Source organism: Bradyrhizobium diversitatis, assembly GCF_016031635.1.
GTDB lineage: Bacteria > Pseudomonadota > Alphaproteobacteria > Rhizobiales > Xanthobacteraceae > Bradyrhizobium > Bradyrhizobium diversitatis.
The window spans coordinates 25988-41589 of sequence record NZ_JACEGD010000001.1 but is presented as its reverse complement, the minus strand read 5'-3'; the positions used below and the strand labels follow the sequence as shown (position 1 = coordinate 41589).

At 63.7% G+C, this 15602-nt stretch carries 10 protein-coding genes and 1 pseudogene; 1 reads left to right on the top strand and 10 read right to left on the bottom strand.

The window, feature by feature from the left end; all coding sequences use genetic code 11:
• Positions 1 to 10: 10 nt before the first annotated feature.
• The 7 genes and pseudogenes from H1B27_RS00195 to mdeB form a co-directional block, all read right to left on the bottom strand.
• Positions 11 to 1144: an IS3 family transposase gene (locus H1B27_RS00195; protein WP_197964523.1), complete on the bottom strand. Its 1134-nt coding sequence runs from the start codon at positions 1142 to 1144 to the stop codon at positions 11 to 13.
• A complete protein-coding gene (locus H1B27_RS00190; RefSeq protein ID WP_246515070.1) occupies positions 1116 to 2855 on the bottom strand; it encodes a methylmalonyl-CoA mutase subunit beta in 1740 nt (579 codons plus the stop codon). The genes H1B27_RS00195 and H1B27_RS00190 overlap by 29 nt, the downstream gene beginning before the upstream one ends.
• Before the next feature lie 110 nt (positions 2856 to 2965).
• Entirely contained in the window at positions 2966 to 3535 is a 570-nt protein-coding gene (locus tag H1B27_RS00185) for a biotin/lipoyl-containing protein (RefSeq protein WP_376708962.1), read from the bottom strand.
• Positions 3530 to 4663: pseudogene (locus tag H1B27_RS00180) on the bottom strand (acyl-CoA carboxylase subunit beta); the annotation flags it as partial. The pseudogene H1B27_RS00180 and the gene H1B27_RS00185, both read right to left, overlap by 6 nt.
• A 17-nt stretch (positions 4664 to 4680) precedes the next feature.
• A complete protein-coding gene (gene lpdA, locus H1B27_RS00175; protein WP_197964522.1) occupies positions 4681 to 6396 on the bottom strand; it encodes a dihydrolipoyl dehydrogenase in 1716 nt (571 codons plus the stop codon).
• Between the two features lie 8 nt (positions 6397 to 6404).
• Positions 6405 to 7685: a 2-oxo acid dehydrogenase subunit E2 gene (locus H1B27_RS00170; protein ID WP_197964521.1), complete on the bottom strand. Its 1281-nt coding sequence runs from the start codon at positions 7683 to 7685 to the stop codon at positions 6405 to 6407.
• Between the two features lie 17 nt (positions 7686 to 7702).
• Positions 7703 to 10381 (bottom strand): alpha-ketoglutarate dehydrogenase, encoded by a 2679-nt coding sequence (gene mdeB, locus H1B27_RS00165; RefSeq protein WP_197964520.1) that lies wholly within the window; start codon positions 10379 to 10381, stop codon positions 7703 to 7705.
• Between the two features lie 337 nt (positions 10382 to 10718).
• Between mdeB and H1B27_RS00160 the strand changes: the two genes are divergently transcribed.
• Complete coding sequence (locus H1B27_RS00160) at positions 10719 to 11579, top strand: AraC family transcriptional regulator (RefSeq protein ID WP_197964519.1); 861 nt, start codon at positions 10719 to 10721, stop codon at positions 11577 to 11579.
• Between the two features lie 72 nt (positions 11580 to 11651).
• Here the strand turns inward: H1B27_RS00160 and H1B27_RS00155 are convergent, their stop codons facing one another.
• The 3 genes from H1B27_RS00155 to H1B27_RS00145 all read right to left on the bottom strand — a co-directional run bounded on the left by H1B27_RS00155 (position 11652) and on the right by H1B27_RS00145 (position 15599).
• The gene (locus H1B27_RS00155) at positions 11652 to 12875 is read right to left on the bottom strand and encodes an ABC transporter substrate-binding protein (RefSeq protein WP_197964518.1); all 1224 of its coding nucleotides are present in this window, start codon (positions 12873 to 12875) and stop codon (positions 11652 to 11654) included.
• Positions 12876 to 12952: 77 nt separating this feature from the next.
• A complete protein-coding gene (locus H1B27_RS00150) occupies positions 12953 to 14818 on the bottom strand; it encodes an AMP-dependent synthetase/ligase (RefSeq protein ID WP_197964517.1) in 1866 nt (621 codons plus the stop codon).
• 1 nt (position 14819) lies between these two features.
• Complete coding sequence (locus H1B27_RS00145) at positions 14820 to 15599, bottom strand: enoyl-CoA hydratase/isomerase family protein (RefSeq protein ID WP_197964516.1); 780 nt, start codon at positions 15597 to 15599, stop codon at positions 14820 to 14822.
• Positions 15600 to 15602 lie beyond the last annotated feature (3 nt).

Here is a 15602-nt window from a genome sequence, read left to right as displayed (position 1 = left end):
AGTGGACGGGTTAAGCGGCTTTTAGCTCCATCTCGATCGGGGGGATATATCCGAGTGCGGAATGGAGCCTTGTCCGGTTATAGAATCCTTCGATGAAGGTGAAGATATCGCGCTGGGCTTCGGCGCGGGTCTTGTAGTTGCGATGATGGACGAGCTCGGTCTTCAGGGTATGGAAGAAACTTTCCATCGGGGCGTTGTCGTAGCAATCGGCCCTGCGGCTCATTGATGCCGTAATGCCGGCCTCCATAAGGGTGCTGCGATAAGCGTGCGAAGCGTACTGCACACCCCGGTCGGTGTGGCAGATCAATCCGGCCTGCGGCCGCCGCTCCTGGATTGCCATCGTCAGGGCTGCGGAGGCGAGCTCGACCTGCATGTGATCGCGCATGGCCCAGCCGACGATCTTTCGGCTGAACAGATCCATGACGGCGGCCAGATAAAGCCATCCCTCGGCGGTCGGGATGTAGGTGATGTCGCCGAGCCAGACCTGGTTCGGGGCTTCCGCCGTGAAGTCGCGCGCGACCAGGTTAGGTGCGATCGGCAGGTCGTGACGGCTGTCGGTGGTGCGCACACGGCGTGGCTTTGCGGTGATGGCGCGGATGCCATGCCGGCGCATCGTCCGCTCGATCCGGCCGCGGCTGGCGCTGCGTCCCTGCCTGTGCAGGGCGGCATGGACGCGGGGACTGCCGTAGCGGCCGCTGCTGTCCTGATGGACCTGCCGTATCTCGGCCAGCAGCGCGGCATGGGATTTTGCCCGCTCGCTCACGGGGCGGTCGCGCCAAGCGTAGTAGCCGGCCGGCGAGACCTCGAGCACGGCGCACATCAGCCGCACCGGATAGGTGTCGCGATGGCCCTCGATGAAGCGAAAGCTCATGTCCGGGTTCCGGCAAAGATCGCGCCGCTCGTTCTCCTGGCGCAGCAAGGCGAGTTCAGAAGCCTGGTCCGCCGGCATCGGCGTCGCCTGCGTGGTGTGGCGCCACGCCGCCGATGCCGGCTCGCGCCGGAGCTTATCAACCCAGCGCCGCAGCACTGAGTCGCGCAGGCCGAGCTCCTTGGCTACCGACCCGATCGAGCGGCCGCTCGAAACCACCAATCCCGCCGCCTCGCGCTTGTACTCTTCAGTAAACGACCGACGTGCACGTTCCATTCAACACCTCCAGGCTCAACGAGCCTACTACAGGTGTCCACTCATTCGGAGGAAGTTCAGCAAGTTCGGCACCAGAGCCCGTGAATGCGAGGGCAAGCTCGGCTGGGTCGGCGAAGCCGGCGCCGTCGATAGCCTCAATTCCTCCCGCTTCGAAGAAGCTCTTGGCGAATGTCGCGCGGGCCGTAAAGTCGGTCGGTGTGCCGAGATTAGCAAGAAACACTCGCGGCCGCGCGCCGAGTAGCTTCAATATCGCATCGGACTTATCGCGGAGCGATTCGAAGGGTTCCGCAAGCCGGATCGGCGGCAGTGCGTCGAATACGAATTTCTGATCAAAGCTAGGCGGAAGAGCCATCGGTCTTACGCTTAGTACCGCCGCTGCGCCTTCGCCAAGGTTTGCGAACTCGCTCACTCCGGTCAGCGGGTCGCTGCGTTTCGCGAGATTTGCACGGCGCGCTGTGCGTGTAGCTGTGATCTTCGCCTGAAGCGTTCCTTGCTGTAGAGCGGCAAAAATGCCGCCCGCATTTTCAGTCTCTTGAAAACTCCTCCAGGCCGCGTCGCAAAGCTCCGTTGTTAGCGCCTCAATGCCGCCAGCACCTGCGGCAGGATCGCTAACCTTGGCAAGATTGCTTTCCTCCAGCAGCAGAAGCTGCGTGTTGCGGGCCACGCGCCGGGCAAACGAGTCTGGAAGGCCGAGCGCCAACGTGTGCGGCAGGACTGTGATCGCATTGGCACCGGCGATTCCCGCAGAGAATGTCGCCAAGGTAGCGCGCAACATGTTCACGTAGGGATCGCGCCGGGTCAACATGCGCCAGGACGTGTCAGCCGCAATGAACAGCGGCCCCGGCGCCACACCGCACGCCGACTCGATGCGCGCCCAGAGGAGTCGCAACGCGCGGAATTTAGCCATAGTCAAAAACTGGTCGGCGTCAGCAGTGAGTCGCGCATAGATCATACTTCGCGCTTGATCCAGCGGAATGCGCGCCGCCTCCATAGCGTGCAGATATGCCACGCCGCAGGCGAGCACAAAGGCAAGCTCCTGCACTTCTGAGCCGCCGGCGTCATGAACGATACGCCCGTCGCTCGCGGCAAACGGCCCCTTGAACCCCAGCGTTACAAGCCCTTTGATCGTGCTGGCAACGTTCCGTGCGATTTCTTCCCAAGTGTATGGACTGCGTCCGCTTAGGGCGCACGCGCCCAGCGGATCGAGCCCAAATCGAATGTCGCAGACGGCAGGATCGAGACCGACCGACTTCACATATTCCGCAACATGGATCGCGGTCTTACGCCCGTCTGTACCAATTTGGAGTTCAATCCCGATGCCGGCATCAAGGTGGACGTCCTTTAAAGCTTTGGCGACGGCACCTGCCGTTTGATCGAGACCGAACCCGCGGCTGCAGTTGGCGCCGGCAAAGACGAGCGCCAGGCCCGTCGCCCCATTCTCCAGATCGTGAACGGCCTGCCTATTGGCCGTCACCGCGTCTGGATGATCGATGCGCTGCATGATCTGCCAAGGCGCCGCGGGTGCCCGCCCGTCGACTAGTGCAATGTCTTTCGCGCGGAGATAAATCGGCTCGATTCTCAAGTCGTCGTACGTCCTACCAATCAGCTTTTCGAACGGCGCTCCCTTTAGCACGCCATCAACGAGCTTGTGCCAGTCCTGGCGTGAAGCAGGCGCAAAGCCCGATGCCAATGCCAACCGTTCGGTTTTCATCAAGTCCACCTAATCCCAAGTGACGCCGAGCTGCCCAACATGACTTCTGCCTAGAAGTAACCGGAATTCCTGCAGACAGGCTGCCCATCTCAGGTCGCCTCTTGCGGTGTTCAGGAAAACTCCAAAATCAGCGCGTCGATCGCGAGCGTCGCACCGGCACTGGCGTGGATCTTCTTCACGGCGCCGTCTTGCTCAGCGCGCAGCACGTTCTGCATCTTCATGGCTTCGACGACCGCGAGCGCCTCGCCGGCCTTGACCTCCTGCCCCTCCGTTACCGCGATCGAGACGATCAGCCCGGGCATCGGACACAGCAGCTTCTTGCCGGTATCGGCGGCCGTCGTCACCGGCATCAGCCGCGCCGAGGTCGCTTCCGCTTCGGTCCAGACATAGACCGGGACTTCGACGCCCTGATGCGCGAGGCGGATGCCGTTGGCAATCGGCCGCACCTGCACCGCGACGAGGTGGTCGTCGATGGTGCCCTGCCAAACCGGATCGCCCGGCTTCCACGCGGACTGCAGCAGATGCGCCTTGCCGACCTTGCCGTCGGCATCGACGAAACGGATCGCGATCGCGTCGCCTTCGCGGGCAACCTCGAGCGGGATCTCCTGGCGATCGAGCCAGACCGCGCGGCGGCGCTCGCGCTGCACGATGCGGCCGCCGAGCTGCCCGGAGAACGGCATGTTGTCGTGCTTCTTGGCCGGAACTTCCATCTTCTTGTCACCCAGCATGGCCAGCGCCCGCGCGATGCGGCGCCTCGTTGCATGCGGCATGATGACGTCGTCGATGTAGCCTCGCTCGGCGGCGACGAACGGCGACAGGAAGCGGTCCTCGTATTCCTTGCTGCGGGCGGCGATCTTGTCGGGGTCGCCGATATCGCTGCGGAAGATGATCTCGACCGCACCCTTGGCGCCCATCACCGCGATCTGGGCGGTCGGCCAGGCGTAGTTCATGTCGGCGCCGATTTCCTTGGAGGCCATGACGTCGAAGGCGCCGCCATAGGCCTTGCGGGTGATGACGGTGACGAGCGGTACGGCGCACTGCGAATAGGCGAACAGCAGCTTCGCGCCGTGCTTGATCAGGCCGCCATATTCTTGGCTCGTGCCCGGCAGGAAGCCCGGGACGTCGACGAAGGTGACGATCGGGATGTTGAACGAGTCGCAGAACCGCACGAAGCGCGCCGCCTTGCGCGAGGCGTCGGAGTCGAGCACGCCCGCCAGCACCATCGGCTGGTTGGCGACGAAGCCGACGGTGCGCCCCGCAATGCGGCCGAAGCCGATGACGATGTTCTTGGCGAAGGCTTCCGCGATCTCTCAGGGGCCCATGATGACGGAGATCTGCGGGATCACGCCGGAGGCCTGCACCACGCGGCGGAACACGTAGGAGTAGCCGGCGAGCGCCGCGACGCCCTCCTGGATGCGCGCCCCGCCGGCGTCGTACAGGCCGATGATCGGCGCCCGCGCCTTCAGCGCCATGTCCTGCAGCTTGGTGATCTTGGCCGCGTGGGTCTCGGACAGCGAGCCCCCGAACACGGTGAAATCCTTGGCGAACACGAACACCTTGCGGCCGTTGACGGTGCCCCAGCCGGTGACCACGCCGTCTCCCGGAATTTTGGTGTTCTCCATCCCGAATTCGGTCGAGCGGTGCTGGACGAACATGTCCATCTCCTCGAACGAATGCTTGTCGAGCAGCAGGTCGATCCGCTCCCGCGCGGTGAGGCGGCCGCGCGCATGCTGCGCGTCGATGCGCTTCTCGCCGCCGCCGAGTTTGGCACCGGCGCGACGTTGTTCAAGGGCTTCGATAACGGACATTGATTGGGCCAACTGATCTACCGGTTTCTGGCGATTGGAGGCAGGTCGGTGCAAATGCCCTCATGGACTTCGGCAGCCATGCCGATCGTTTCGCCGAGGGTCGGATGGGGGTGAATGGTTTTGCCGATATCGATCGCGTCAGCCCCCATTTCGATCGCGAGACAGATTTCCCCGATCATATCGCCGGCATGCGGTCCGACGATCACGCCCCCGACGATGCGACCGGTTTCGACGTCGAACAACAGCTTCGTCAAGCCATAGGACGCGCCCGACGCGATGGCCCGGCCGGACGCGGCCCATGGGAATTTTGCCGAACGGATCTTCCCGCCGGATTCGGCGACATCACGCACGGACTTGCCGACCCAGGCGATCTCAGGATCGGTGTAGGCGACATTGGGGACGATCTTCGCCGTAAAGGCCGCCGGCTTCCCGGCAGCTACTTCCGCGGCGACGTGCCCCTCGTGAACGGCCTTGTGGGCCAACATCGAACCGCCGACGACGTCGCCGATGGCGAAGACGTTGCGCGCCGTCGTTCTCATCTGCTCGTCGACCTGAATGAAGCCGTTCGGATCGATTGCAACGCCGATCCGTTCGAGGCCGAGTTCGCCGCTGTTGGGAACGCGGCCCGCCGATTGCAGCACGAGATCGTAGGATCGTGTCTCAACTGACGCGCCCGTGATAGCAACCGTTACGCCGTCGGGCGTCACCGCGGCAGTCGATACGCTGCTGTCAAGGTCGATATGCTCGAAGCGATGCGCGTTGCGCGAACGCCAGATCTTCACCGCATCGGCATCCACGCCCGCCAGGATATCGGAAAGCCTTTCGACAAGATCGATCTTGGCCCCGAGCGCGCTGTAAACGGTCGCCATCTCCAGCCCGATGATCCCCGCTCCGATCACGAGCATGCGGCCCGGAATGCTTCGCAGCGAGAGCGCGCCGGTCGAGGTCACGATCCGCCCGTCCTTGGGAAGCACCGCCAACTGCACCGCGCGCGAGCCCGTCGCGATGATACATTGTCCGAAATCGATCTGCTGCGAGCTTGCCCCTTCGCCGGCAACCTCGAGCCGCGTGGCGGAGACGAATTTCGCGGTGCCGCGGATCACCGTGACGCGGCGCGCCGCCGCCATCTGGTTCAGCCCATCCGTCAGCCTCGTGACGGTGCCGTCCTTGAAGGTACGCAGCGCCTGCAGATCGATCTGCGGCGCGCCGAAGCGAATGCCCATGTCGGCGATCCGCTCGGCTTCCTCTCTGACGGCCGCAACATGAAGCAGCGCCTTCGACGGGATACATCCGACATTCAGGCAAACTCCGCCCAAGGTGCCGTAGCGTTCGACGATCGCGGTCCTCAGTCCAGTATCTGCGGCCCGAAACGCTGCTGAATAGCCGCCCGGCCCGCCTCCGATCACGACAAGATCGTAGCGTGTATGATCTGTTGCGCGCTGGCCAGCATCGGCCTGATCCGCCGAGACCGTCTCGCCTTGCGCGCCCGCTTCCTCCGACGCCGACGCCGTGCCAATCATGGAGCCTTGAGACACCTTGTCTCCAACGCGCAGCGAAATGCTCGTGATCACCCCTGCGATCGGCGACGGAATCTCCAGCGTCGCCTTGTCGGATTCCACGGTGATCAACGCCTGCTCTCGCCCGACGACGTCGCCCGCCCTGACGTGGACCTCGACGACTTCGACGTCTCGGAAATCCCCGATGTCGGGGACCCGGATCTCCTCTGTCCGCATCTGCGTCCTCACAATGCGAAGCGCCGCAGATCGGAGAGAACCGACGCGACGAAGCCCAGGAACCGGGCCCCGGCCACGCCGTCGACGACCCGGTGATCCCACGACAGACTCAGGAGAAGGACGAGCCGCGGTTCGAATTCGCGTCCATTCCAGACTGCCTCGGTGGCGGCACGACCGGCTCCGAGGATTGCCACCTCGGGCGCGTTGATGACGGGCGTAAATCCCTGACCGCCGACGCCTCCCAGAGACGACACCGAGAAACAGCCGCCCTGCATGTCGCCCGACGCAAGCTGCCCCGCGAGCGCCTTGTCGGCGAGCGAGCGCATCTCCGCGGCGATCTGCCGAAGGCCCTTCTTATCGCAGTCCCGGATCACCGGCACGACCAGACCTTTCGGCGTGTCGACGGCGAAGCCGATGTGGACGTAGTGCTTGAGGATCAGCTCATCGCCATCGAGCGACGAATTGAAGCGCGGGTATTTCTGCAGCGCCAAGGCCGTGGCCTTGATCAGCAGCGACACCATGGTGAGCTTCGCCGTGTCCTTCGCGGCCTCGGCATTGGCGAGCTGACGAAAGGCTTCGGCGTCGGTCACATCCGCTTTGTCGAAATTCGTCACATGGGGAATGACGTTCCAGTTGCGCGAGAGGTTCGCGCCGGTCAGCTTCTGGATCCGCGTCAGCGGCAGGCGCTCGACCGCGCCGTACCTCCCGAAATCCACCCTGGGCCAATCGACCGGCGCGTCCGACGCAGGCGCCATCGCCGGTCCCGATCGCACCAGTCCGTTGACGAAGGCCGCCACATCCTCGCGCAGAATCCGGCCCTTGGGGCCGGTGGGCATGACAGAGTCCAGCGCCACGCCGAGCTCACGCGCCAAGGCGCGGACCGACGGCGACGCATGCGCAGCCCCGCTGGGCTGCGGCTGCTGTGCCCGTGCTCGCGAGCCATCGACTCGAGCGGCGGGCGCCGGCTGTGACAGCGCCTCCTGCTGCGAGAACCGTCGCTCCACCTGTGGCGCCGACGCAGCCGCCGGCGGCGGCGCGGTGGATTCACCGCGACCTTCGAGGATCATCAGGACCGAACCTTGAGAAACCCGCGCCCCGACGTCGATCATCAGTTTGGCCACCGTGCCTGCGGCCGGGGATGGGACCTCCATCGTCGCCTTGTCGGACTCGATCGACAGCAACGGCATGTCGATCGTGACCTCGTCGCCGACCGACACATTGATTTCGACTACCGGAACATCCTTGTAGTCCCCAATATCCGGCAGAACGACTTCAATTGAATGAGACATGCGCGCTCCGCCCTCTGTCAGCGAGACCAAGGCGATGCAACGCCGGTCGGCAATTCGTAGCTGGCGATGGCCTCGGCGACCTGCTCACGCGCCACTTCACCCAATTTTGCCAGCGCCGACAGCGCCGCAACGACGATCTGCTTGCGATCGACCTCGAAGAAAGATCTCAGCGCGGCGCGTGTATCGCTGCGCCCGAAGCCGTCGGTGCCCAGCACCGTATAGGGCGCCTCGATGTAAGAACCGATCAGTTGCGGATACGCCCGGACATAATCCGATGCCGCGACGATCGGCACCTTGCCGCCGAGGCATCGTGCGACGTGGCTCTCGACCGGGGGCGACAGCGGCGAGAGCCGATTGGTTCGCTCCACCTCACGCGCCTCCCGCGCCAGCTCGGAAAAGCTCGTTGCCGACCAGACTTCACTGGGCACTTTCCATTCGCTTTGCAGCATCGCCGCGGCGGCGAGCGCCTCCGGAAGAATGGCGCCCGAGCCGACCAGCCTGATCTTCGCCGGCCCGTCAGCGCTCGGCAGCACCCGATAGAGACCCTTGATGATGCCGTCGCGCGCATCGTCGGGCATCGAGGGCTGCGCATAGTTCTCGTTCATCGCCGTGAGGTAATAGAACTCGTCGTTGCCCTGCTCGAGCATCGACCGCATGCCGTGATCGACGATGACGGCCACCTCGTAGGAGAATGCCGGATCGTAGGCCCGGCAGTTCGGAACGGTCGCCGCCATCAGATGGCTGGACCCGTCCTGATGCTGCAAGCCTTCGCCGCCGAGCGTCGTCCGGCCGGCCGTCGCCCCGATCAGAAAACCACGCGCGCGCTGGTCCGCCGCCGCCCAGATCAGATCGCCGACCCGCTGAAAGCCGAACATCGAATAGTAGATATAGAACGGCAGCAACGGGAAGTTATGGATGCTGTAGGAGGTCGCCGCCGCGGTCCAGGACGAAATCGCCCCCGCCTCGGTGATCCCTTCCTCCAGCAATTGACCGTCGATCGCTTCCTTGTAGTACAGCATCGAGCCGGCATCTTCCGGCTCGTAGAGCTGCCCCGCCGGCGAGTAGATGCCGACCTGCCTGAACAGGTTCGCCATTCCGAAGGTGCGGGCTTCGTCGGCGACGATCGGAACGATGCGCGGGCCGAGCGTCTTGTCCTTGAGCAAATTGGTGAACAGCCGCACGATCGCCATCGTGGTCGACGTCTCCTTGCCGTCGCCGCGCAGCGCGAACTCCGCGTAGGATTGCAGCGGCGGCACCGGCAGCGCCGCCGAAGCGCGTCGCCGCGCCGGCATGTAGCCGCCGAGTGCCGCGCGACGGGCGCGCAGATACTGAATTTCCGCGCTGTCTTCCGCAGGCCTGAAGAATTCCAGATTCTCGACTTGCTCGTTGCTGAGCGGCAGAGCGAACCGGTCGCGGAACGCATACAGCGCGTGGACGTCGAGCTTCTTGGCCTGGTGCGACGTCATGCGCGACTCGCCGGCGCCGCCCATGCCGTACCCCTTCTTGGTCTTCGCCAGAATGACGGTCGGCCGACCCTTCATGTCCTTAGCGGCGGCAAAGGCCGCGAACAGCTTCTTGAAGTCGTGGCCGCCGCGCTTCAGGCCGTCGATATCCGCGTCCGACATGTGCGCAACCAGCGCCCGGACCTCGGGGTCCTCGCTGAAGAAGTTGGCGAGGTTGTAGGCCCCATCCTTGGCGCCGAGCGTCTGATATTTGCCATCGACGGTGTCGGCGAATTTGCGCAGCAGCGCATGCTTGCTGTCGCGCGCGAAGATATCGTCCCAGTCCGATCCCCACAGCACCTTGATGACGTTCCAGCCGGCGCCCTGGAAGAGAGATTCGAGTTCCTGAATCACCTGCCCGTTGCCGCGGACCGGCCCGTCCAGGCGCTGCAGGTTGCAATTGACGACGAAGGTGAGGTTGTCGAGATTTTCCCGCGCCGCCAGGGCGAGCCCGGCGATCGATTCCGGCTCGTCCATCTCGCCGTCGCCGAACACACCCCAGACGTGGCGACCGGCCGTCTGCACCAGGCCGCGATGCTGCAGATACTTCATGAACCGCGCCTGGTAGATTGCGCTGATCGGGCCGAGGCCCATCGACGCCGACGGCACCTGCCAGAACTCCGGCATCAGCCAGGGATGCGGATAGGACGACAGACCGGGGCCGCTCAGTTCCTGGCGATACAGCTTCAGATTTTCGTCCGACAGCCGGCCTTCGAGATGCGCTCGTGCATAGACTCCGGGGGACGAATGCGGCTGGAAGTACACCAAGTCCCCCTCCGACTCGGAGCTTGACGCGCGAAAGAAATGATTGAAACCGACCTCGAAAATCTCAGCGGCCGAGGCGTAGCTGGCGACGTGCCCGCCAAGTTCCCCATAGGCCTTGTTGGCACGGACCACCATCGCGAGCGCGTTCCAGCGAATGATCGCCGTCAGGCGGGTCTCGATCGCGATGTCGCCGGGGTAGGGCTTCTGCTGCTCGAGCGGAATCGAATTGCGATAGGGCGAAAACGGCGGAGAGTCCGGCAGAACGCCGAGCTCCTTCGCACGCCGATCGAGCGCAGCCAGGATGTATCGCACGCGCTCGGCACCGGCGCTGCGATGGAGCGATCCAAGCGATGCGAGCCAATCGGCGGTCTCGACCGCGTCCTGATCGGCGTTGACGGCCTTGCGTGGCGGATCGATGTGTGCGGTCATGCGACGGGCTCCCAGAAAGCCCGCGCTTGGTAGCATCGGGTGCTGTGGCACGTGCTGCTGAATACGGCCGCGTTCCGACGGATTGCCCGGCTCCGGAGGGACGCCGAGGTTCGCATCGCAGCATTCTCTGCTGTTGGTTTAATCAGGCAAGTGATCGAGCCGTGGGCCGCCTGACAGGCGCTTGGCGCTCACGCCGCAGTAGCGGGCATCTTGTCGCAGATCAGCGAACTCGACGGCTCGCCGCGACTAGTGACCTGACCTTTCAAAACAGCTAACCTCGGTTAGCAGCAGGATCTGCATCAAGGCTTGACTGACTTGACGAATTGGCAGGATTGAAATGCCGCCCGAGACCGAGTTCGATCGCGATTTTGCGCGAATGGATCTGCCCGATCTTCGGATCAACTATGATCCGGTCGATCCGGACCAGTTCGATCGTCCCGTCACTTCATTCTGTCTCGAAACCAGCAAAGACAACGACGACCTGCCGCTGCACTCACACCGCAAAGGCCAATTGGTCGTCGCATCTCATGGCTCGGTGATGTGCCGGGCGCCTGGCGGCTTGTGGATCGTGCCTCCGCAAGGCGCGGTATGGATCCCGGCCGGCGTGCAGCACAGCAATTGCGTGGCCGATTTCGGCAAACTCTACACCGTGTTCATCGATCCGCAGGTCAGCATGCTGCCGCGGACCTGCTGCACGCTGATGATCACGTCGCTGGTGCGCGAATTGATCCACCGCCTCTCGGTGTTCCCACCGCTCTATCCGCTGGAAGGACCGACCAGCCGTCTCGGCCGGGTTTTGCTCGACGAACTCGTGCAGATGCCGACGACGGATGAAATGTATCTGCCGATCTCCCCCGACGCCCGTCTTCAACACCTCGCGACCTCCTTGTTGAATAATCCGGGCGACCGCAGCACGATGGACGAAGTCGCCTCGCGCTACGCGATGAGCGAGAGTACGTTCGCACGCTTCATCGCCAAGGAAACAGGGATGACCTTCGGGCGCTGGCGCCAGCGTCTCCACATTCTGATCGCCATGCAACGCCTCACGGCGGGCAGTTCGGTCCAGGCCGTGTCGCTGGAACTGGGCTACGAAACGCCCAGCGCGTTCATCACGATGTTCAAGAAGACGATGGGACAGAGCCCCCGCCGCTTCCTTGCCGAGCGGTCGCGCCTGATCAATTCGGACAGTTTGCCCTAGCTCGCACGTCCCTGCCTCGGCATTTGACGACCGCGGCCCCACGACGCCTTCGCGGGGCCGCACGGAACGACGTCAGCGTTTGCTGTAAGGCGCAAGCGGATACTCGAGCGACGCTTCCGCGATGGCCTTTGGAGCCACCACCCGCGGCCTGCCTTTCAAACCCTGCAGCATCACCATCGAACAGTGGATGTTCTGGCCGGTCTCGTCGAACTTGGTGTTGTCGCCGTACATCAGGAAAGGCTTCATGTCGGTCGTCTTGAGCGCGCCGTGAATCGCCGGCGATTCCGGCGACGCCGCCCGCGTCACGGCGTCTGCGACGATCTGCACCGCCTCGAACGCGCAGCCCGCATTGGCATCGAACCAGTCGTTCGGGTATTCGGCCGCGAACATCTTCATGATCTTGTCGGTCTCGGCGCCCTTGGGATTGAGCCACAACGCCGACAGAACCGGACCGTCACCATACTTTCCGAGTGCGTCGTGATACGCCTTGTCCGACACGCCGTTGGAGTTGGGTGAAAACACCATCTTGGGATCCCAGCCCTGCTTGATGCATTCGCGCGCGATCATGATCGCGTCGTTGACGCGCGTGACCGAGATCAAAGCATCGGCACCCGACGCTTTCGCCTTGGCGACCTCTACCGACAGATCCTTGGCCTTCTCGTCATAGGCAACATACTGCGCGATCTTGAGCGGAACACCCACTTCCTTCCACGCCTGATCGATGCTGGCCGCCGTCGACTGCCCCATCGTGTTGTTGAGATGGAGAACGACGGCGCTGCTCGGCGGATCCTTCAGCGTGCCAAGCACGGACTTCAGCTCGGTCAGCGATTGCCGCACGATGGTCAGCGACGTGGGGTAATAGCGGAACACTTGGGTGAAGCCCTGCGAAGTCACCTGGGTGGCGCTCGCGATGTGGACCACCATCGGCACCTTAGCGGCCTCGCAGGCCTGCAGCGCCGAAATGGTGGCGCCGGAATCCCACGCGCCGATCAGCACGGTGCAGCCCTGCCGGATCAGGCTCTCCGCGGCAATCCGGCCGTTCTCCGGACGGCTTTGCGTATCGGCGTGAACGATCTCGATGTCGAGGCCGAACTTCTCACGCGCGAATTTGGCGCCGAGATCGATGCCGCGCACGCAAGCCTGACCGGGAAACGCCAGCACGCCGCTGCTGGGCATGATCGCTCCGACTTTCACTTTCTTGTTCGCCGCAAACGCTGGCCGTGAGACCAGGCCTGCCGCAATTCCCAATCCGCTTCCGACAATCGTCCGCCGCGTGATTCCGCTTCGCTTGATCATCTCGATGTCCTGTTGCTGAAGGAGTGAAATCTTATCTCGACTGGTAGCTTCGTACGTTTTGGGACCGATCGCCGACGTCAAAGGCCCATCTCGGCCTTGATCAGCTTTTCCTCGGTTTCGTCGTAGAGCGACGCGATCAGCGACTGATAGCGCTCGTTGATCTGCTTGCGACGCTTCTTCCGCGTCGGCGTCATCACGCCGTTCTCGAGCGACAGCTCCTCCGGCAGAATGCGGAACGCCTTGATCTGCTCGGCTCGCGCCAGCCTTCCGTTGGCCTTGCCGATCTCCGCCTCGACCAGCCGGTTGACGATCTCGGAGGCCGCCAGGTCGGCGTAACTCGCGATCTTGTCGTCGCGCGACTTCGCCCAGTCCATTGTGGCGGTGGCATCCACTTCGATCAGGGCGGTGAGATATTTTCGCCCCTCGCCGATGACCGCCGCCTCGGAGATGAAGGGGCTGTGCCTCAGCTCGTTTTCGATCTGAGTTGGGCTGATCGATTTGCCGTTCGACGTGTTGATGATCTCCTTCTTCCGGTCGACCAGCTTGAAGATTCCTTCCGGCGACACTTCGACGATGTCGCCGGTGTAGAGCCAGCCCTCGCGGAGCGCCGCTTTCGTCTCGTCCGGCTTGTTCCAATAGCCCGCGAACAATCCCGGTCCACGGACGATCATCTCGCCGTCCGGGAGCACGGCGGTTTCCCAAGCCGGATCCGGCAACGGGACCCCGACGTTGCCGGCCTTCGGCCACTCCGCCATCTGCACCAGATTGGCACCGACCAATTCGGTCTGGCCGTAGCACTCCTTGAGCTGCAAGCCCCACAGCTGCCACAGCGACATCAGCTCGGACGGCATCGCCGCCGACGAGGTGAACGCGACCTTCAGCTCGTCGAAACCGACCTCCGCGAGCAGCGGCTGGAACACTTGCTCGCGGCAGGCCGCGAACAGTTTCGAGACGAAGGCATCTTCGTGGCCGCCCTGACGGTCTTCGAGCGCCCTGCGCGCGATCGTCATGGCGAGCGCGTAGTTCTGATCTCCCGCACCGCCGGGGGGATGCACCTTGCTGAGAATTTGCGTGGCAAAACGCTGGTAGAACCGCGGCGGCGCCATGTAGTAGGTCGGCTTCACCTCTTTGATCGTCTGGGCGAAGTCCGCGGTCGTCTCGCCGAAATAAGGAACGGCGTCGGCGATCAGCGGCAACGTCGTCGCCTGCCCGCGCGCGACGGTGTGCGACATCGGCAAATGCACGACCACCCGGTGTTCCTCTTCGCGCATGCTGGGGCCGAACAGCGTGATGCAATGAGCGCCGGCGAGAATGGAGAGGTGCGTCAGCATGGCGCCCTTGGGGTTTCCGGTCGTCCCGGACGTATAGCCGATGCTGACGACATCGGACGCCTTTGCTGTCGCGCTCTCCTTCTGCAGATAATCATGCGCATCGACATGGTGTGCTCCGACAAAGTCGGCCAGCGACCTGATCGACGCCGTGGCCTCGCCGGCCCAATCCGGGTCGAGCACGATGATGCCGCGGAGCAGCTCGGCCCGACCGGAGGCGATCACGATGCGAAGCTGCTGCTCCCCGCCGACGAACGCGAACTTCGCGCCTGAATCCGTGAAGCAGTAAGCCACTTCTTCGGGTGACGAGGTGAAGTACACGCCCACCATGACGCCGCCGGCGCACATCGTGGCCATGTCGGCGATCAGCCATTCCTCGGACGAATCGCCCATGATCGCGACCCGATCGCCGCGCTCGAGACCGGCACGCCGCAGCGCGCTGGCCAGGTTCACGACACGCTGCGCATAGGCGCCCCACGTCATGGCGGTCCAGGCGCCGTGACGCTTTTGTTGCAAGGCGATCTTGTCGGGCCGCTCCGCGAGTCGCGCTGCCAAAAGCTGCGCGACGGTCGTATCGGCCAACTGGGCGCCGGATGTAATCGCAGCGACGTTCATCTCAGCGCTCCGCGAAACGCTTGCGCTTGGCCGCGAAGGCGGCAACCGCCTCGGCCCGCTCGGGCGACTTGAAGGTCAACATCTCCAGCGCGGCAGAGGTGTCGAGCAGCAAATGGGCGTACTGCTTGATGATCTTGTTGACGCTGTACTTGGTCCAGACGATCGATTCCTTCGGCCCGCTTGCCAGCAGTTCGGCGTATTCGATCGCGGCATCGAGAACGTTGCCGTCCGCGACCACCTCGTTGATCATGCCGATAGCAGCCGCCTTCTCGGCGGAGATGAATTCACCGGTCATCAGATAGTGCTTCGCGCGCACCGGCCCCATCAGCAGCGGCCAGATCACCGCGCCGCCATCGCCCGCGACGACGCCGGCATTGACGTGCGTGTCGGCGAAACGAGCTGTCGAGCTCGCATAGATCACGTCGCAGAACAGCGCGAGCGTGGCACCCAGGCCGACCGCGACACCGTTGACGGCCGCGACGATCGGCACTTCGACTTCCAGCATGTTGCGAATGAGGTGGCGACCGCTGCGCGTCGGGGACGGCAGCGTTCCCTTATCCAGCGACTTCTGATCGCCTCCGGAGCAAAATCCGCGGCCTGCACCGGTGAGAACGATCGCGTTGACAGAACTGTCGCGATCCAGCTTGACGAAGACGTCTTCGAGCTCCTCGTGCATCTCCCAGTTGATCGCGTTGAGGATCTCCGGGCGGTTCATCGTGACGATCGCGACGCCGGTGGCGCGTTGTTCGACGATCAGGTACTTGTAGCCGTATTGCGACATTGA

Bases quoted from the DNA above. Each gene is read 5' to 3' on its own strand.
- H1B27_RS00170 (WP_197964521.1), bottom strand. From the start codon at position 7,685: ATGTCTCATTCAATTGAAGTCGTTCTGCCGGATATTGGGGACTACAAG.
- H1B27_RS00190 (WP_246515070.1), bottom strand. From the start codon at position 2,855: ATGAAAACCGAACGGTTGGCATTGGCATCGGGCTTTGCGCCTGCTTCA.
- H1B27_RS00195 (WP_197964523.1), bottom strand. From the start codon at position 1,144: ATGGAACGTGCACGTCGGTCGTTTACTGAAGAGTACAAGCGCGAGGCG.
- H1B27_RS00150 (WP_197964517.1), bottom strand. From the start codon at position 14,818: ATGAACGTCGCTGCGATTACATCCGGCGCCCAGTTGGCCGATACGACC.
- lpdA (WP_197964522.1), bottom strand. From the start codon at position 6,396: ATGCGGACAGAGGAGATCCGGGTCCCCGACATCGGGGATTTCCGAGAC.
- H1B27_RS00155 (WP_197964518.1), bottom strand. From the start codon at position 12,875: ATGATCAAGCGAAGCGGAATCACGCGGCGGACGATTGTCGGAAGCGGA.
- mdeB (WP_197964520.1), bottom strand. From the start codon at position 10,381: ATGACCGCACACATCGATCCGCCACGCAAGGCCGTCAACGCCGATCAG.
- H1B27_RS00145 (WP_197964516.1), bottom strand. From the start codon at position 15,599: ATGTCGCAATACGGCTACAAGTACCTGATCGTCGAACAACGCGCCACC.
- H1B27_RS00160 (WP_197964519.1), top strand. From the start codon at position 10,719: ATGCCGCCCGAGACCGAGTTCGATCGCGATTTTGCGCGAATGGATCTG.
- H1B27_RS00185 (WP_376708962.1), bottom strand. From the start codon at position 3,535: ATGCCGTTCTCCGGGCAGCTCGGCGGCCGCATCGTGCAGCGCGAGCGC.